The sequence below is a fragment of the Streptomyces sp. NPDC001070 genome, assembly GCF_053598835.1.
In genome coordinates this window covers 70,805-86,890 of record NZ_JBSFLB010000020.1, presented here as the reverse complement: position 1 = coordinate 86,890, position 16,086 = coordinate 70,805, and the positions used below count along the sequence as shown (strand labels likewise).

At 74.0% G+C, this 16,086-nt stretch carries 17 protein-coding genes and 2 pseudogenes; 12 read left to right on the top strand and 7 right to left on the bottom strand.

What is annotated here, in order from left to right; genetic code table 11:
- Positions 1-60 precede the first annotated feature (60 nt).
- The 3 genes from ACWDAS_RS24225 (at position 61) to ACWDAS_RS24215 (ending at position 3,331) form a co-directional block, all read left to right on the top strand.
- Positions 61-645: a TIGR03086 family metal-binding protein gene (locus ACWDAS_RS24225; RefSeq protein ID WP_450394456.1), complete on the top strand. Its 585-nt coding sequence runs from the start codon at positions 61-63 to the stop codon at positions 643-645.
- Between the two features lie 95 nt (positions 646-740).
- Positions 741-2,762 (top strand): FAD-dependent oxidoreductase, encoded by a 2,022-nt coding sequence (locus tag ACWDAS_RS24220; RefSeq protein WP_450394454.1) that lies wholly within the window; start codon positions 741-743, stop codon positions 2,760-2,762.
- 26 nt (positions 2,763-2,788) lie between these two features.
- Positions 2,789-3,331, top strand: a complete 543-nt coding sequence (locus ACWDAS_RS24215; protein WP_450394451.1) for a PadR family transcriptional regulator — start codon at positions 2,789-2,791, stop codon at positions 3,329-3,331.
- Positions 3,332-3,464: 133 nt separating this feature from the next.
- Here the strand turns inward: ACWDAS_RS24215 and ACWDAS_RS24210 are convergent, their stop codons facing one another.
- Positions 3,465-4,556, bottom strand: a complete 1,092-nt coding sequence (locus ACWDAS_RS24210; RefSeq protein ID WP_450394448.1) for a PP2C family protein-serine/threonine phosphatase — start codon at positions 4,554-4,556, stop codon at positions 3,465-3,467.
- Positions 4,557-4,710: 154 nt separating this feature from the next.
- Here ACWDAS_RS24210 and rpmG point away from each other — a divergent pair, with 154 nt between their 5' ends.
- Both rpmG and ACWDAS_RS24200 read left to right on the top strand, forming a co-directional pair.
- Positions 4,711-4,875, top strand: a complete 165-nt coding sequence (gene rpmG / locus ACWDAS_RS24205) for a 50S ribosomal protein L33 (protein WP_450394445.1) — start codon at positions 4,711-4,713, stop codon at positions 4,873-4,875.
- A gap of 50 nt (positions 4,876-4,925) precedes the next feature.
- Complete coding sequence (locus tag ACWDAS_RS24200) at positions 4,926-5,183, top strand: type B 50S ribosomal protein L31 (RefSeq protein ID WP_450394443.1); 258 nt, start codon at positions 4,926-4,928, stop codon at positions 5,181-5,183.
- Positions 5,184-5,208: 25 nt separating this feature from the next.
- Here ACWDAS_RS24200 and dhaM read toward each other — a convergent pair whose 3' ends face one another.
- The 4 genes from dhaM to ACWDAS_RS24180 form a co-directional block, all read right to left on the bottom strand.
- Positions 5,209-5,607, bottom strand: coding sequence for a dihydroxyacetone kinase phosphoryl donor subunit DhaM (gene dhaM / locus ACWDAS_RS24195; RefSeq protein WP_361791652.1), 399 nt, complete (start codon positions 5,605-5,607; stop codon positions 5,209-5,211).
- Entirely contained in the window at positions 5,604-6,275 is a 672-nt protein-coding gene (dhaL, locus tag ACWDAS_RS24190) for a dihydroxyacetone kinase subunit DhaL (RefSeq protein WP_450394440.1), read from the bottom strand. Before dhaL ends, dhaM begins: the two co-directional genes overlap by 4 nt.
- Positions 6,276-6,297: 22 nt before the next feature.
- Entirely contained in the window at positions 6,298-7,290 is a 993-nt protein-coding gene (dhaK, locus tag ACWDAS_RS24185) for a dihydroxyacetone kinase subunit DhaK (protein ID WP_450394438.1), read from the bottom strand.
- A gap of 248 nt (positions 7,291-7,538) precedes the next feature.
- Positions 7,539-8,249, bottom strand: a complete 711-nt coding sequence (locus tag ACWDAS_RS24180; protein WP_450394436.1) for a GntR family transcriptional regulator — start codon at positions 8,247-8,249, stop codon at positions 7,539-7,541.
- 95 nt (positions 8,250-8,344) lie between these two features.
- Here ACWDAS_RS24180 and ACWDAS_RS24175 point away from each other — a divergent pair.
- The 5 genes and pseudogenes from ACWDAS_RS24175 to ACWDAS_RS24155 all read left to right on the top strand — a co-directional run.
- A pseudogene (locus tag ACWDAS_RS24175) lies at positions 8,345-8,952 on the top strand (D-glutamate cyclase family protein); the annotation flags it as partial.
- Between the two features lie 88 nt (positions 8,953-9,040).
- Positions 9,041-9,805, top strand: coding sequence for a LamB/YcsF family protein (locus tag ACWDAS_RS24170; RefSeq protein WP_450394433.1), 765 nt, complete (start codon positions 9,041-9,043; stop codon positions 9,803-9,805).
- Positions 9,802-10,431: a 5-oxoprolinase subunit B family protein gene (locus tag ACWDAS_RS24165; RefSeq protein WP_450394432.1), complete on the top strand. Its 630-nt coding sequence runs from the start codon at positions 9,802-9,804 to the stop codon at positions 10,429-10,431. Before ACWDAS_RS24170 ends, ACWDAS_RS24165 begins: the two co-directional genes overlap by 4 nt.
- Positions 10,428-11,291: a 5-oxoprolinase subunit C family protein gene (locus ACWDAS_RS24160; RefSeq protein ID WP_450394430.1), complete on the top strand. Its 864-nt coding sequence runs from the start codon at positions 10,428-10,430 to the stop codon at positions 11,289-11,291. Before ACWDAS_RS24165 ends, ACWDAS_RS24160 begins: the two co-directional genes overlap by 4 nt.
- Before the next feature lie 90 nt (positions 11,292-11,381).
- Positions 11,382-12,572 (top strand): acyl-CoA dehydrogenase family protein, encoded by a 1,191-nt coding sequence (locus tag ACWDAS_RS24155; RefSeq protein ID WP_450394428.1) that lies wholly within the window; start codon positions 11,382-11,384, stop codon positions 12,570-12,572.
- Between the two features lie 241 nt (positions 12,573-12,813).
- Here ACWDAS_RS24155 and ACWDAS_RS24150 read toward each other — a convergent pair.
- Together ACWDAS_RS24150 and ACWDAS_RS24145 are read right to left on the bottom strand one after the other, a co-directional pair.
- Positions 12,814-12,924 (bottom strand): annotated as a pseudogene (locus tag ACWDAS_RS24150) (IMP dehydrogenase); the annotation flags it as partial.
- Between the two features lie 48 nt (positions 12,925-12,972).
- On the bottom strand, positions 12,973-14,145 hold the full coding sequence (locus tag ACWDAS_RS24145) for an MFS transporter (protein ID WP_450394425.1): 1,173 nt from the start codon (positions 14,143-14,145) through the stop codon (positions 12,973-12,975).
- A gap of 473 nt (positions 14,146-14,618) precedes the next feature.
- Between ACWDAS_RS24145 and ACWDAS_RS24140 the strand changes: the two genes are divergently transcribed.
- Complete coding sequence (locus tag ACWDAS_RS24140; protein ID WP_450394423.1) at positions 14,619-15,074, top strand: SPW repeat domain-containing protein; 456 nt, start codon at positions 14,619-14,621, stop codon at positions 15,072-15,074.
- 145 nt (positions 15,075-15,219) lie between these two features.
- Positions 15,220-16,086 (top strand): oxygenase MpaB family protein, encoded by an 867-nt coding sequence (locus ACWDAS_RS24135; RefSeq protein ID WP_450394421.1) that lies wholly within the window; start codon positions 15,220-15,222, stop codon positions 16,084-16,086.

The following is a 16,086-nucleotide window of genomic DNA, read 5'->3' as shown; positions in this document are numbered from 1 at the left end:
GGGGCGCCCTGTCGCATTTCTTCAAGCCGCCGGAGCCGTCCCCGGCCTAGCGTCGGGCCCATGACGACAAGGACCGGTGAACTGCTCGCGACGGCCCGCGACCGGGCGCTGCCCCTGGTGCGGGCGCTGCCGGACGACGCCTTGGCCGCGCCGACGCCGTGCGCGGAGTACGACGTGCGGCAGCTGCTCAACCACCTCTTCCACGTGGTCGTCGGCTTCCAGGCCCTCGCGGCCCGTGAGGAGGCCGACTTCTCGGTCACCCCCGACCGCCTCGCCGAGTACGGCGACGGATGGCGCGCGCGCTTCGAGAAGGAGACCGCGCTGTTGGTCGAGGCCTGGGCGGTGCCGGGCGCCGACGAGGGCGTGGCCGGATCGATGAACCTGCCCGCCCGCACCGTCGGCGCCATGGCCCTGCTCGACCTGACCGTGCACGCCTGGGACCTGGCCCGCGCCGCCGGGCTGTCCTTCACGCCGGACGCGGACGTGGTGGCGGCCCTGGAGGAGCTGGTGGCCGGGATGGGTCCCACCGCCCGCAGGATGGGCTTCTTCGGGGAGCCGGTCCCGGTGCCCGCCGGGGCCTCCGCCTTCGAGGCGCTGCTGGCGGGCACCGGCCGCGATCCGCGGGGGCGCCATCCGGCGGAGTAGCGCGGAACACTTTTGCAACTGGTTGCACAATCCCTCTCGGGTGGTCTACAAAAGTCGCGACGACACCGCGCGCCGCCGCCCGAGGAGACCCCGCGATGAGCCCGTACCCGCACCTGCTGAGCCCGCTCGACCTCGGCTTCACCACCCTCCCGAACCGGGTGCTCATGGGCTCGATGCACATCGGGCTGGAGGAGGCCGAGCGCGGCTTCGAGCGGATGGCCGCCTTCTACGCCGCCCGGGCCCGGGGCGGCGTGGGCCTCATCGTCACCGGCGGCATCGCGCCCAACGACCGCGGCCGCCCCTACCCGGGCGGCGCCAGGATGACCACCGAGGCCGAGGCGGCGCAGCACACCGTCGTCACCGACGCGGTGCACCGCGCGGGCGGCCGCATCGCGATGCAGATCCTGCACTTCGGCCGGTACGCGTACCACCCGGACCTCGTGGCCCCGAGCGCGCTGCAGGCGCCGATCAGCCCGTACGTCCCGCACGCCCTCACCGACGACGAGGTCGAGCAGACCGTCGAGGACTTCGTGCGCGCCGCCGAACTGGCCCGGCGGGCCGGCTACGACGGTGTCGAGATCATGGGCTCCGAGGGCTACCTCGTCAACGAGTTCATCGCCGCCGCCACCAACCACCGCGAGGGCCGCTGGGGCGGCTCCTACGAGAACCGGACCCGCTTCCCGCTCGAGATCGTCCGCCGCACCCGAGAGCGGGTCGGCCCGGACTTCATCATCGTCTACCGGCTCTCCATGCTCGACCTGGTGCCCGGCGGCTCCTCCCTCGAAGAGGTCGTGCAGCTCGCCAAGGAGATCGAGGCGGCCGGTGCCACGATCATCAACACCGGCATCGGCTGGCACGAGGCGCGCATCCCCACCATCGCGACCTCCGTACCGCGCGCGGCGTACACCTGGGTGACGAAGAAGCTGATGGGCGCGGTCTCGGTGCCGCTGGTGACCAGCAACCGCATCAACACCCCCGAAGTGGCGGAGCGGTTGCTCGCCGACGGGTTCGCCGACATGGTGTCGATGGCCCGGCCGATGCTCGCCGATCCCGACTTCGTCGCCAAGGCCCGAGAGGACCGCGCGGACGCCATCAACACCTGCATCGGCTGCAACCAGGCCTGCCTCGACCACACCTTCAGCGGGCAGCTCACCTCCTGCCTGGTCAACCCGCGGGCCTGCAACGAGACCGAACTCGTCCTCCTCCCCACCCGCCTGCGCAAGCGCGTGGCCGTCGTCGGCGCCGGCCCCGCAGGACTGGCCTGCGCCGTCTCGGCGGCCGAACGCGGCCACTCCGTCACCCTCTTCGACGCCGCCGACCGCATCGGCGGGCAGCTGAACATCGCCCGCAAGGTGCCCGGCAAGGAGGAGTTCGACGAGACCCTGCGCTACTTCCGCACCCGCCTCGCCGAGGAGGGCGTGGAGCTGAGCCTGGGCACGCACGTCACGCCGGAGTCCCTGGTGGAGCGGGGCTTCGACGAGATCGTCCTGGCCACCGGCGTCACCCCGCGCACCCCGGAGATCCCCGGCGTGGACCACCCGAGCGTGCTGAGCTACCTCGACGTCCTGCGCGACGGCGCCCCGGTGGGGGAGCGGGTCGCCATCGTCGGCGCGGGCGGGATCGGTTTCGACGTCGCCGAGTTCCTCACCGACGGCGGCGAGGGCGCGAGCCAGGACGCGGAGACCTGGTTCCGCCAGTGGGGCGTCGACACGGACTACCGCGCGCCCGGCGGGCTGCGCGTCCCGGAGCGGCCGAAGTCCCCGCGCACCGTGCACCTGTTGCAGCGCAAGGCCACCAAGGTCGGCGCCGGACTCGGCAAGACCACCGGGTGGATCCACCGCACCGAGCTCAAGCACCGCGGCGTCACCATGGTCGCGGGCGCCGTCTACGAGCGCATCGACGACGAGGGGCTGCACATCACCGTGGACGGCGAGCCGCGGACGGTGCCCGTCGACACCGTCGTGCTGTGCGCCGGCCAGGAGCCCCGCCGCGAGCTGTACGAGGCGCTGCGCGCCGCCGGGCACTCGGTCCACCTCATCGGCGGCGCCGACGTCGCGGCCGAGCTGGACGCCAAGCGGGCCATCCGTCAGGGGACCGAACTGGCCGCGGCTCTGTGAGCCCGGCCCGTCCGTAGGATGCGGGCATGTCGCTGCCGCACGCCATCCTCACCGCCCTGCTGGAGAAACCCTCGTCGGGGCTGGAGCTGGCACGCCGTTTCGACCGCTCCATCCGCTACTTCTGGTCCGCGACGCACCAGCAGATCTACCGCGAACTGGGCCGGCTGGAGGAGGCGGGCCTGATCCGCGCCCTGCCCGCGGGCCGGCCCGCCCGGGGGCAGAAGAAGGAGTACGAGGTGCTGCCCGCGGGCCGGGCAGAGCTCACCGCCTGGGTCGCCGCCACCGAGGACCCCAAGCCCATCCGCGACCCGCTGCTGCTGCGGCTGCGCGCGGCGGCGGTGGTCGGGTCCCAGGGTCTCGCGGGCGAGCTGCGCCGCCATCTGGAGCTGCACGAGCGGCAGTTGGCGGAGTACACCGAGATCGAGCGGCGCGACTTCCCGCCGGGCAGCCGCGCCGACGAGGACCGGCTGCGGCATCTGGTGCTGCGGGCGGGCATCGAGCTGGAGACCTTCTGGGCGCAGTGGCTCGGAGAGGCGATCGCCGAGGCCGACTCCATGGAGCGGTCCTGACCGCCGCTGGTCAGTGGTCGGCGATGTCGTTGGCCGCGATGTAACCGAAGGTCATCGCCGGCCCGATCGTCGAGCCCGCCCCGGCGTAGTTCGGGGAAGGGTGAGCCCGCCACCGTGCCGGGCCCCGTGCCCGTCACCGCGTCCGGCGCAGGGCCAGCAGCGCCGCGTCGTCGCCGAGGCCGCCGCCGGTCCACGAGCGCAGGTCGGCGAGCACCCGGTCGAGCAGGGCGTCCGGGTCCTGCTCGGACATGCCGGGCAGGCGCTCGGTGAGCGGGTAGAAGCGGCCGTGCCGGTCACGGGCCTCCACGACCCCGTCGGTGAAGAAGAGCAGCAGGTCGTCGCGGAGGAACGGGATCGTCTGCGGCCGGTACCGGCCGCCGGTCAGCCCGAGCAGCCCCAGGGGCGGCGCCGGTGCCTCGGGCGTCAGCTCGCTCACCGCGTCGTCGTGCCGCAGCAGCGGCGCGGGATGGCCGCAATTGACGAGAACGGCCGCGCCGTCGGCCTCCGGCACGGTGAGCAGGAGGGCGGTGACGAAGTCCTCGCTGCCGCCGCGCCGGGTGAGCACGCCGTCCAGCCGGGCGGCCACCGCGTCCAGGCCCGGTTCTGTGCGGGCCGCCTCCCGGAAGGCGCCGAGCACGTCGGCGGCGGTCTCCACCGCGGTGAGCCCCTTGCCGCGGACGTCGCCCAGCAGGACCCGCACCCCGTACTCGGTCTCCACCACCTCGTACAGGTCGCCGCCGATCCGCGCCTCCGCCTCCGCCGCCACGTAGCGCACCGCCACGCGCAGCCGCCCGATCCGGGGCGGCGGCGGGCGCAGCAGGGCGCTCTGCGCCGCCTCGGCGACGCCGCGCACCTGGGCCAGCTCGCGCTCCCGCCCGGTGATCAGGACGACGGCACCGGTACTGGTGAAGGTCACGGCGAGCACGGTGATCGCGGAGGTCAGATGGATCAGCGCGGGGACCCCGTGGTTCGTCGCCGCGAGGACGAAGACCAGGCCGATCGCGATCACGCCGGCGGCCAGCGGCCCGCGGGCGCGTCGCGAGCGGGCGCCGGCCAGGACCGGGAGGGCGGCCAGCACGGGGGCCAGCGTGGTCCGGGGGCCGGTGGTCAGGTCCACGGCCACGCACCCGACGATCAGCAGGTAGGCCAGTGCCAGGAAGCATAGCGCCCCCCGGGACAGCGCGAGCGGAGGCGTCCGCGTGTGCTGCTGGGGGCCGCGGGCCATGGATGCCAGCCCTCCTGTCGCCGATGCCGGTCGCGCCTGTCCCCATCTTCGTCCGACCGCGCGGGGAACGGCGGGAATGGACGCGCGGCCCCTCGTGTTGTGGAGAGCGTCCGATGGAAATGAAAACCATTCTGGAAGCAGAAAGGACCTCGGCATGGCCCGCAGCGAGCAGCGCCCGGTGATCACGCTCCGGTCGACCGCCGGTACCGGCACGAGCTACGTGACCCGCAAGAACCGGCGCAACGACCCGGACCGCATGGTCCTCAGCAAGTACGACCCGGCCGTCGGCCGTCACGTGCCGTTCCGCGAGGAGCGCTGACCACGGCTGACGCCACCGTCCCCCGTCCCTTCCGCCGTCTGGAGCACACCGTGCAGCACACGATCCACCCCGCCTACCGTCCGGTCGTCTTCCGCGACCGCAGCGCGGACCACGCCTTCCTCACCCGCTCCACGATGACCAGCGAGAAGACCGTGGTCTGGGAGGACGGCAACACCTACCCGGTGGTCGACGTGGAGATCTCCTCCGCGAGCCACCCGTACTACACCGGCAACGCCCGCGTCCTGGACACCGCCGGACGCGTCGAGCGCTTCGAGCGCCGGTACGGGACCGGCGCCCACCGGCGCTGAGGCCCGCCGACGGCCGCGGCGCCGCTCAGGTCTTGCGGAACGTGTACGCGTCCTGGGCCGCCGCGGCCACCGCGTCCAGGTCGGCGCCCGCCGACGCGGTGACCACCGCGGCCACCGCGCCCTCGACGAAGGGCGCGTCGACCAGCCGGGTGCCCGGCGGCAGCTCGTCCTCGTCGGACAGCAGCGCCTTCACCGTCAGGACCGCGCTGCCCAGGTCGGCGAGGACGGCGACGCCCTCGCCCCGGTCCACGGAACGCGCGGCGGCGGCGATCTTCTCGGCGTCCGTGCCGAGCCCGCCGTCGGGCGTGCCGCCGGCCGCGGCCACCGGCACCTCGGCCCCGCCGCCGCTGAGGCCGGTCGCCAGACGGGCGACCGACTCCGCGACCGCGGCGCTGTGCGAGACCAGCACCACTCCCACGGTCATGCGCCGCCACCCTGTGCCGCGGTGGCGAGCACACCCACCAGGAGCGCCGAGGACGTCGCCCCGGGATCCTGGTGCCCGATGCTGCGCTCCCCGAGATAGCTCGCCCGCCCCTTGCGGGCCTGCATCGGCACCGTGGCCAGCGCGCCCTCGTCACCCGCGATCGCGGCTGCCGCCAGCGCCTCGGTGAGCCCCGCGCCCTTGTCGAGTGCGAACGACAGCGCCTCCACGGCCGGAACCAGCGCGTCCAGCATGGTCTTGTCGCCCTGTACCGCGCCGCCCAGCTGCGCCACCCCGTCGACACCCTCGCGCAGTGCCTGCGCGAACTGCTCGGGCGCCACCCGCTCGGCCTCGCCCAGGGCCTTGCCCGCCTTGCGCAGCAGCGTCCCGTACAACGGGCCGGAGGCCCCGCCGACCGTGCTGATCAGCTGCCGTCCGACCAGCACCAGCACGCCGCCCGGTGTGTCCGGCGGCTCCTTCTCCACCGCGGTGCGCGCCGCGATGAAGCCGCGCCGCATGTTCGCGCCGTGGTCGGCGTCCCCGATGGGGGAGTCCAGCTCCGTCAGCCGGTCCGCCTCACGCTCGATCACCGAGGCCGCGGCGGTGAGCCAGCGGCGGACGAAGGCCGTGTCGATCGCCTGGCCCGCTCCGGTGGACGATGCCTCGCTCATCTCTCCCGCTCCTTCTGCTCGCTCAGGCGCCCCAGCGCAGTCCCGGCGTGCTCACCGGCGCGTCCCACAGCCGCAGCAGCTCCTCGTCCGCCTGGCACAGCGACACCGACGCGCCCGCCATGTCCAGCGACGTCACGTAGTTGCCGACCAGTGTGCGGGCGACCGTCACGCCCCGCGCCTTGAGCACGCGGTGCACCTCGGCGTTGAACCCGTACAGCTCCAGCAGCGGCGTCGCGCCCATGCCGTTCACCAGCAGCAGCACCGGCCCGACCGGGCGGAAGTCGTCCAGGACCGCGTCGACGGCGACCTCAGCGATCTCGCCCGAGGTCATCATCGCCCGCCGCTCGCGGCCCGGCTCGCCGTGGATGCCGATGCCCAGTTCCAGTTCCCCGGCCGGCAGGTCGAACGTCGGGGCGCCCTTCGCCGGCGTGCTGACCGCGGTCAGCGCCACCCCGAAGCTGCGCGAGAGCTCGTTGACCCGCCTCGCGACCGCCTCCACCCGCTCCAGCGGCGCCCCTTCCTCCGCCAGCGCGCCCGCGATCTTCTCCACGAAGAGCGTGGCGCCGGTGCCGCGCCGTCCCGCCGTGTAGAGGCTGTCGGTCACGGCGACGTCGTCGTTGACCAGGACCTTGGCGACCATGATCCCCTCGTCCTGGGCCAGCTCGGCGGCCATGTCGAAGTTCAGCACGTCGCCTGTGTAGTTCTTCACGATGAACAGCACCCCGGACCCGCTGTCCACCGCCGCGGCGGCCCGCACCATCTGGTCCGGGACGGGGGAGGTGAACACCTCGCCCGGGCACGCCCCGTCGAGCATCCCGCGTCCGACGAACCCTCCGTGCAGCGGCTCGTGGCCCGACCCTCCGCCGGAGACCAGCCCGACCTTCCCGGCGACCGGAGCGTCCCGGCGCACGATCACCCGGTTCTCCACGTCCACGGTCAGCTCCGGATGCGCGGCCGCTAGCCCCCGCAGCGCGTCGGCCACCACGGTCTCCGGGACATTGATCAGCATCTTCATCGAACGGCTCCGTCCAAAGGCTGGGTCTGGCGGTGCTGCGCTGTGACATCAGCCTACGGATCCGCCGCGCTGTGGGCAGTCCCGGTGACGCACGAGTCTCGCGTGCGCCGTGCACGGGTTGCCGGGCCCGTCCGGATCGGTGCGCCGCATGCCGGCGCGGACCGCCGGAGGGGGTTCGGTGACCGGTCGGCACCACGGTCTTTCGTGGAAGGCGACTCCCATCCCCGTGAAGGATCGTTGAACGATCCCTACCGCTGGTGCGCGACGACCGCGACGATCTCGGAATACCGCCGGACGAGCTGCTTCTCGGCGTCGCCGAGGTAGGACGCCAGCAGCAGCTCCGCCTTCACCAGATCGGCCGTCTTCAGGGCGGAGAGGATCTCCCGGTTCCCGCTCAGGTACGGCTCGTGGAACTCCCGCGGATTGTCCATCGCGTGGAAGACCAGGCGCAGTTCGGCCAGGACACCCGTCATGAGCCCCGTCAGCCGGGCACTGCCCGCGAGGTCGACCACCGCCTGGTGGAAGTGGATGTCGGCCGTGCCGAGCTCGTGCCACTCCGCCCCGGCGGCGGCCCGCTCGCCCTCGGCGACGGCGTCCTCCGCCCCGGTCAGGTCGTACGGCGGTGCCCCGAGGTGCCGGACGACGGAGCACTCGATCAGGCGCCGCACCCGGTAGACGTCGACGACGTCCTCAACGGCCAGCACCCGGACGAAGACCCCGCGGTTGAGTTCGTGCACCAGCAGCTTCTCGTGCGTCAGCAGGCGGAACGCCTCGCGGAGGGTGTTGCGGGACACCCCCAGCGCCCCGGCGACGAGGTCCTCGGAGAGCTTGCTGCCCGGCGACAGATGGCCCTCGGAGATCCGGGTGCGGAGGATGTCGGCGACGCGGTCGGCGGTGCTGGAGCGTCCGAGCAGCGCGCGGTCGCCCGCGAGAACGGCCGGATCCACACCGGCTGCCATGGCCCCACCTCTTTCGCTCCACCCGGCACTCCGGGCCCGGGACTCCGGGCCAGTCAATCGAATGGCAGGGAACGAGACAACACAGATCTTGTCGGATTGTTCAACGAGACTCTACGGTGACCGATGTGGACGCAGCCCTTCTGACGCCTGTCCAGGCCGGGACGCGCTTCCGGGACGGCGCGTCCCGGCCCACCGCCGGCTGGTGCCCGGCGTACACCCAGGTCGACGTCATCACGGTCCCGGCCGGCCGGGCCGGGGAAGTGACGCTGTTCCGCCGGTGCAACCCGGTGCCCTGCCCGGTCCTCGACGTGACGGAGCCCGGCTCCTGGACCACGCCCCTCGCCCCCGGGGCCGATCCGCGGACCGACGTCCCCCGCTACCGCGTCTGGGCGGACGGGTGCCTGGCCGGCGAGACCACGGACGTCCGCGCCCACGGGCGTGACGGCCTCGTCACCTTCCTCATCGCCACGGGCTTCGCGCCTACGGGGTCGGCGCGCGGGGGCCGTTCGCGTACCGCGCCCCTGTGCACAAGGGGAACCCGGCGGCCCCGGGCATCGCCGCGCTCGGCGGCCCCGGCATCGGCGACCCGCTCGCCGTCGAACCGGGCGACACACCGGTCTTCCGGCCCTGCGCGGTCACCGTGCAGGCCGCGCTGATCGCCTCCCGGCCACCCGTCGCCAACACGCACGCGCCGGGGTGCATGTCCATCGCCGACGCGCAGGTCACCTCACCTCACCTCACCTCGCGTCGCCCGACCCGACACGATCCTCCAAGGAGTTCGAGCCATACCCATGACAGACCTCGTGATCGATCTCAACGCGGACCTCGGGGAGGGCTACGGACGGTGGGTCCTCACCGACGACGAGGCCCTGCTCTCCGTCGTGACGAGCGCCAACGTCGCCTGCGGCTTCCACGCGGGCGACCCCGGCATCATGCGCCGGGTGTGCGACACCGCGGCCGAGCGCGGGGTGCGGATCGGCGCCCAGGTCTCCTACCGGGACCTGGCCGGGTTCGGGCGCCGGGCGATGGACGTGCCCGCCGGTGAACTGGCCGACGAGATCACGTACCAGATCGGCGCGCTCGAGGTCTTCGCCCGCGCCGCCGGGGCCCAGGTGGCGTACGTCAAACCGCACGGGGCCCTCTACAACAAGGTCGTCGTCGACGACGAGCAGGCCGCCGCCGTGGCCGCGGGCACCCGGCTGGCCGATCCGTCGCTGCCGGTGCTCTGCCTCCCCGGCTCGGCCATGGAGCGCGCGGCCCGGCGGGCCGGGCTCGACGTGGTGGGGGAGGCCTTCGCCGACCGCGCCTACACCGCCGCCGGGACGCTCGTCCCGCGGGGCGCCTCGGGCGCGCTCATCGCCGATCCCCACGAGGTCACCCGGCAGGCGGTGGCCCTCGCCCGCGACGGCCTCACGACCGCCCTGACGGGCGAGCGGGTGACGGTACGGGCCAGGTCGCTGTGCCTGCACGGCGACTCCCCGGGCGCGGTGGCCACGGCGCTGCGGGTGCGGGCCGCGCTGGAGGACGCCGGCGTGCGGCTGGAGGCGTTCGCGTGAGGGTGCTCGCGGTCGGGGAGGACTCCCTTCTCGTCGATCTGGCGACCCCCGAGGAGGCGCAGGCCTGGCACGCCGAACTCCTGCGCCGCCGCGGGGACGGCGCCCTCGGCCCGGTACGCGAGATCGTCCCCGGGGAGCGGACCGTGCTGCTCTACGGGGTGCCGGACGTCGCCCTGCTCCGCGCGGAGCTGCGCGGATGGACGGTCACGGCCCGGGCGGCGCGGACCGGTCCGCTGGTGGAGATCCCCGTCCGCTACGACGGCCCCGACCTGGGGGTGGTCGCCGAGCGGTGGGGCGTGGGCGAGGAGGACGTGGCCCGGGTGCACAGCGGATCCGAACACCGTGTCGCCTTCTGCGGGTTCGCCCCGGGCTTCGCCTACATGACCGGCCTCGGCGAGCGCTACGCCGTGCCGCGCCGGGCGGAGCCGCGCACCTCCGTCCCCGCCGGCTCCGTGGCCGTCGCCGGCCACTACACCGGCGTCTACCCGCGCTGTTCACCGGGCGGCTGGCAGCTGATCGGCACCACGTCCGTCCGCCTGTGGGACCTGGAACGCGAGCCGGCCGCGCTGCTCGCGCCCGGCGCCCGGGTGCGCTTCGTACCCGAGCGCGCGGGGGCGGGCGCATGAGCGAGGGCAGGCTGGAGGTCGTCAGGGCCGGTGCGCTGACCACCGTTCAGGACCTCGGACGGTACGGCCACGCCGCCCTCGGTGTCGCGCGTTCCGGGGCCCTGGACCAGCCGGCCCACCGGCTGGCCAACCGCATGGTGGGCAACCCCGTCGCCGCCGCGACCCTGGAGACCACGCTGACCGGGGTGACCGTGCGCGTCACCCGCCCGGCCGTCGCCGCGGTCACCGGCGCCCCGGCACCGGTCCTGCTGGACGGCCGCCCCGCCCCCTGGGGCACCCCCGTCCGGCTGGCCGCCGGGGCGGTGCTCGAAGTCGGGCCCGCCACGCGGGGCGTGCGCAGCTACCTGGCGATCGGCGGCGGTGTCGCCGTACCGCCGGTGCTCGGCAGCCGCTCCACCGACCTGCTGTCGGGGCTGGGGCCGGCGCCCCTGAAGGACGGCGACGTCCTGCCACTGGGCCCGCGGCCCGCGCTCCCCGTCCACGCCGACCTTGCGCCGCACGCCGGACCGCCCGGGGAGCTCGTCCTCCCGCTGCGGCTCGGGCCGCGCGACGACTGGTTCACCGCCGCCGCCGTACGCACCCTCGCGGCGGGCCGCTTCTCGGTGTCCGACCGGAGCAACCGCATCGCGCTGCGGATGAGGGGACCGGCCCTGGAACGGTCCGTCCACCGGGAACTGCCCAGCGAGGGCATGGTCGTGGGCGCGGTACAGGTGCCGCCCGACGGACGGCCGGTCGTCTTCCTCGCCGACTCGCCCACCACCGGCGGCTATCCGGTCATCGGGGTCGTCCCCGAGCGCGGCCTGGCCGCCGCCGCGCAGGCCGTCCCCGGGCTCCCGGTCCGCTTCCACCCGCAAGGCTGAAGCCGGTCACGGCCCTTCCAGATTTCTGCAACGCGTTCTAATCTTTGCGCCGTCGTCGCTCAGGGACGCGACCGGACCTCTGGAGGGGCCGTGCACCTGGACCACACACCGGAGCAGCAGCGGCTGCGCGCCGAACTCAGGTCGTACTTCGCCGGACTGGTGCCCGACAACGCCTACGCCCGCCACTTCGACCGGGCCGCAGCCAAGCGCTTCTACCGCGACACCATCCGGCGCCTCGGCGGCGACGGCTGGCTCGGCGTCGGCTGGCCGGAGGAGTACGGCGGCCGCGGCATGACCCCCATGGAGCAGTTCATCTTCTTCGACGAGGCAGCCCAGGCCGGCGTCCCGCTGCCGCTGATGGCGCTCAACACCGTCGGCCCCACGATCATGCAGTTCGGCACCGAGGAGCAGAAGGCGTACTTCCTGCCGCGCATCCTCTCCGGCGAGATCGACTTCGCCATCGGCTACTCCGAGCCGGACGCCGGCACCGACCTGGCCGCGCTGCGGACCCGCGCCGTACGGGACGGCGACGAGACCACCGGCCACTACACGGTCAACGGCCAGAAGATCTGGACCACCAACGGCGACACCGCGGACTGGGTCTGGCTCGCCGTCCGTACCGATCCCGACGCCCCGCCCCACAAGGGCATCTCCATCCTCCTGGTACCGACCACCGCCCCCGGGTACTCCTGCACGATCATCAACACCCTCGCCTCCCACGACACCACCGCGAGCTACTACGAGGACATCCGCGTCCCCGCCGACCGCCGGGTCGGCGAGGAGAACCACGGCTGGCGGCTGATCACCACGCAGCTCAACCACGAGCGCGTCACCCTCGCCGCCCACGGCACCATGGCGATCCGCGCCTTCCACGACGTGCGCCGCTGGGCCGCCGACACCAAACTGGCCGACGGCCGCCGCGTCATCGACCTCGCCTGGGTCCGCGGCCGCCTCGCCCGCGCCCACGTCCGCCTCGACGCGATGAAGCTGCTCAACTGGCAGATGGTCGACGCCCTCCAGCGCGGCACCCTCACCCCGCACGACGCCTCCGCCGTCAAGGTCTACGGCTCCGAGGCCCGCCGCGACGCGTACGCCTGGCTCATGGAGATCACCGCGGCCGCCGGCGCGATGAAGGAGGGATCGGCGGGCGCCGTCCTGCACGGGGAGCTGGAGCGCGGCTACCGCAGCGCGGTCATCTTCACCTTCGGCGGCGGCAACAACGAGATCCAGCGCGAGATCATCTCCTGGATCGGGCTGGGGATGCCGCGGGTGCGGAGGTAGGGCACGAAGCGGGCGCGGCCGGGAGTCCCGGTGGCGAGCAGCGCGGGTCCCCAGGCCGGGGCGGGCCCTCGCCGATCTTGAACAGTTCGCCGGCACCCACCTCGCCGCGGTGACCGAGGCCGGCGGCACGCTGCTCGGCTACGCCACGATGGAGGACGTCCTCGAGGAGCCCGTCGGCCCAGACCCGCCGCTGGAGGAGGCCGTCTGAGCAGCCCGGACGGCGGCGTCCCGGGCCGCTGTGTCAGGGGCGCAGCAGCGCCTTGACGGCGCGGCGTCCGTCCATGGCGCGGTAACCCTCCGCGGCCCGGTCCGGCGGTTGGGTCAGGTCGAAGACCCTGCCGGGGGTGGGTCTCGTGGGGCGGCGCCGGCCACCGGACCGCCCCCGGGGCCGCGAGCCGACTCAGCGGCGCCGCGGCACGGCCAGCGGGCCCCGGCGCCCGGCCGCCCACACGGCGAGCGCGAAGCAGCTGAGCACCATGCCGGCGATCGCCACGGCCGTCCAGCCGCCGGCGGCCCAGAGCAGGGAGGCGACGGCGGAACCGATGGCGCCGCCCACGAAGTTGCACGTCATGTAGGCCGTGTTGAGCCGGCTGCGGGCCTGGTGGGAGACGGTGAACATGCGCGCCTGGTTGAGCAGGTTCACCGCCTGGACGGCGACGTCGAAAAGGACGATCACGACGACGACCAGCACGGCGGAGTGCCCCGCGAACGCCGCGAGGACGAAGGCAACGAGTGACAGCGCCCATGCCGCGCCCGTCGCGGGGACCGACCAGCCCCGGTCGTGCAGGCGGCCCGCGCGCTGGGCGGCGACGGCCCCGGCCACCCCGGCGAGCCCGAACAGCCCTATGACGGAGACCGGGTAGCCGAACGGCGGCGCGCTCAGCAGGAAGGTCAGCGACGTCCAGAACATCATGAACGCGGCGAACCCGGTCGCGCCGAGGACCAGCGTCCAGCGGACCGTGCGCTCGCGCCGGACCGCCGTTGCGACGGAGGCGATGAGCACGGGGTAGGCCATGCGCGTCTTCGGCGTGAGCGGCGGGATCGCCCGGTACAGCAGGAAGGCGAGGACGACGGCGGCGCCCGCCGCGACGACGTAGATCGTGCGCCATCCGGACGCCTGCGCGACGAGCCCGCTGATGGTCCTCGACGCCAGGATGCCGGTGAGGATCCCGGAGACGACGGTGCCGACCACGCGGCCCCGGTCTGCTTCGCCGGCGAGGTCGCCCGCGAGGGGGGTGAGGAGCTGCCCGGTCACGGTCGTCACGCCGAGCAGCGCGATCGAGACGAGGAGCACACCGAACGAGGGCGCCAGCGCGCACGCGACCAGGGCGGCGGCGGCGCAGAGCAGCATCACCGGGATGAGACGGCGCCGGTCGAGGACGTCGCCGAGCGGCACGATGAACAGGATGCCGGCCGCGTAGCCGAGCTGGGTGGCGGTGACCAGCCAGCCCGCGGTCGCGGCGGACGCGTGGAGGTCCGCGGCGATGAAGTCCAGGAGCGGCTGCGCCCAGTAGAGGTTGGCGACCGCCATACCGCCGGCCACGGAGAAGAGGAACGTCAGCCCGCGGGTCATGACACGTGACCGTGCGGCGGCGGGGCCTCCCGCGGTGCGGGACTCCTGTGTTGCCGGCGGCGGCCGGTCCGGTGTGGCCACGGGCGCTTCTCCGTTGTCGGGTTCCGCGGCGGTGCGGGCGGCGTGGGCCCGGTTCGGGGCGGTCGATGGCCGGCCCCGGCCGTTCCCGCGCGAGGAGGATGCTCGTTCGCGACGGCTGCGGCGGGGGAGGATTCCCTCCCGCCCGCGCCCGGTCGCGCTGCCCTCCTCTTTGGTCCAATGCTCGGCGCGCGTCCCGACATTCCCCCTGAGGGGAAGGTGCGCCGTGGCCGAGAGGGAGCCGCCGGACAGGACGTTCGCGGCAACCCGCCTAAAATGGGAGGAGTCCATACTCCGGCCTGTCGCCCGGAGCGGATGCCGGTGTCCCAGCCGACAGGCGCCGCAAGGCGTGCCCCGCATGCCGGGCGACGCGGCTCCCACCGCGGGAGGACACCATGTCCCTGGCTACGCGTCCTGGCACCCGGATTCGCACGGCGGGGCACACCGAGACCCCACCGGCCGACATCCGCGACTCGCTGTTCACCGCGCCCCTGCTGCTGATCGGCGGATGGCTGTTCGCGGCGGGCTGGGCGCTCGCGTATCCCGACACGCCCATCGGCAACAACGTGCGTCTTGTCGACCTCGTCTTCTCGATCGTGATCATCCTCAATGCCCTCGCGCGCGTGGCGCGCACCCGTGGCCCGGGCAGTGACGTCATCACCATCGTGTGCGGGGCCTGCCTGGTCGCCGCGCCCTTCGTCTTCGGCTACTACGACGACCCGGGGGCCGGTCTGGCACCCCTGAACCAGATCGTGACGGGGGTGGGCCTGATCGTCCTCGGCGCCGTCAGCCTGGCGCTGATCGAGCGGCGGCGGACCCACCCACCGGGTGACGCGGCGCCCGCCCGCTGACCGCGCCGCAGGGGCACGCCCGCCGCGGGGCAGACTCGGCGGGCGACGCGGTCCTATGCTCGGCGCTGCGGGCACCACGCCTGGTCGCAGCCCCGGTTACGGGCGGCGGGGGCCGGCCGTGGTCGCACGGCGACAGGAGGCTGCGATGCGCGATGCCGACCCCGGGCTCTTCGGGCCCGCCTCGGTCACCTGGCAGATGCACGGCGACCCCATGATGTGGGTCGCCGGCGTACGGGCGCTGTACCTGCAGGCGCTGCACCCGCGCGCCGTGCGCGGCGTCACCCAGAACTCCGACTTCCGCGAGGACGCCTGGGGCCGTCTGCTGCGCACCGCGGACTTCGTCGGCACGATCACCTACGGCACCACGCTGGAGGCCGAGCGGGCCGGTGCCAAGGTGCGCGGCATCCACCGCCGGCTGTCCGCGACGGACCCCGGCAGCGGTGAGTGCTTCCCCGTCGACGATCCCGAGCTGCTGCTCTGGGTGCACTGCGCCGAGATCGACTCCTACCTGGAGGTCGCCCGCCGCTCCGGCTTCCCGCTGACCGACGCGCAGGCCGACGCGTATGTCGACGAGCAGCGCGAGGCCGCTCGGCTGGTGGGCCTGGACCCGGCGGAGGTCCCCGGCGACACCGGGTCGCTGGCCGCGTACTTCGAGAAGGTCAGGCCCGCGCTGGCCGCCACACCGGAGGCGCTGGAGGTCTTCACCTTCCTGCAGGGGCCGCCCGTGCCGCGGGCGCTGCTCCCGCTGCGGTTCGCGGTGTGGGGCCGGGCCACGGCTCTCGCCTACGCCGCGCTGCCGCCCTTCGCCCACGAGTTGTACGGCCGGCCCGCCCCGGCCGTGCCCGTCACCGGGCGGAGGCTGCGCGGCATGGGCCGGCTGCTGCGCGCGATCCCCTGCTACGTGCGCTGGCAGCTGCCGCCCGGGCACATCCTCAAGGCCGTCGGACGGCTCGGCCCCGGTACGCACCCGTCCGCCTACCGGCTGCGCGAGCAGGCGCGCTCCCGTCGGTGA

Bases quoted from the DNA above. Each gene is read 5' to 3' on its own strand.
- ACWDAS_RS24220 (WP_450394454.1), top strand. From the start codon at position 741: ATGAGCCCGTACCCGCACCTGCTGAGCCCGCTCGACCTCGGCTTCACC.
- dhaL (WP_450394440.1), bottom strand. From the start codon at position 6,275: ATGAGCGAGGCATCGTCCACCGGAGCGGGCCAGGCGATCGACACGGCC.
- ACWDAS_RS24215 (WP_450394451.1), top strand. From the start codon at position 2,789: ATGTCGCTGCCGCACGCCATCCTCACCGCCCTGCTGGAGAAACCCTCG.
- dhaM (WP_361791652.1), bottom strand. From the start codon at position 5,607: ATGACCGTGGGAGTGGTGCTGGTCTCGCACAGCGCCGCGGTCGCGGAG.
- ACWDAS_RS24180 (WP_450394436.1), bottom strand. From the start codon at position 8,249: ATGGCAGCCGGTGTGGATCCGGCCGTTCTCGCGGGCGACCGCGCGCTG.
- ACWDAS_RS24160 (WP_450394430.1), top strand. From the start codon at position 10,428: ATGAGCGAGGGCAGGCTGGAGGTCGTCAGGGCCGGTGCGCTGACCACC.
- ACWDAS_RS24210 (WP_450394448.1), bottom strand. From the start codon at position 4,556: ATGGCCCGCGGCCCCCAGCAGCACACGCGGACGCCTCCGCTCGCGCTG.
- ACWDAS_RS24135 (WP_450394421.1), top strand. From the start codon at position 15,220: ATGCGCGATGCCGACCCCGGGCTCTTCGGGCCCGCCTCGGTCACCTGG.
- ACWDAS_RS24170 (WP_450394433.1), top strand. From the start codon at position 9,041: ATGACAGACCTCGTGATCGATCTCAACGCGGACCTCGGGGAGGGCTAC.
- ACWDAS_RS24225 (WP_450394456.1), top strand. From the start codon at position 61: ATGACGACAAGGACCGGTGAACTGCTCGCGACGGCCCGCGACCGGGCG.
- rpmG (WP_450394445.1), top strand. From the start codon at position 4,711: ATGGCCCGCAGCGAGCAGCGCCCGGTGATCACGCTCCGGTCGACCGCC.
- ACWDAS_RS24140 (WP_450394423.1), top strand. From the start codon at position 14,619: ATGTCCCTGGCTACGCGTCCTGGCACCCGGATTCGCACGGCGGGGCAC.
- dhaK (WP_450394438.1), bottom strand. From the start codon at position 7,290: ATGAAGATGCTGATCAATGTCCCGGAGACCGTGGTGGCCGACGCGCTG.
- ACWDAS_RS24145 (WP_450394425.1), bottom strand. From the start codon at position 14,145: ATGACCCGCGGGCTGACGTTCCTCTTCTCCGTGGCCGGCGGTATGGCG.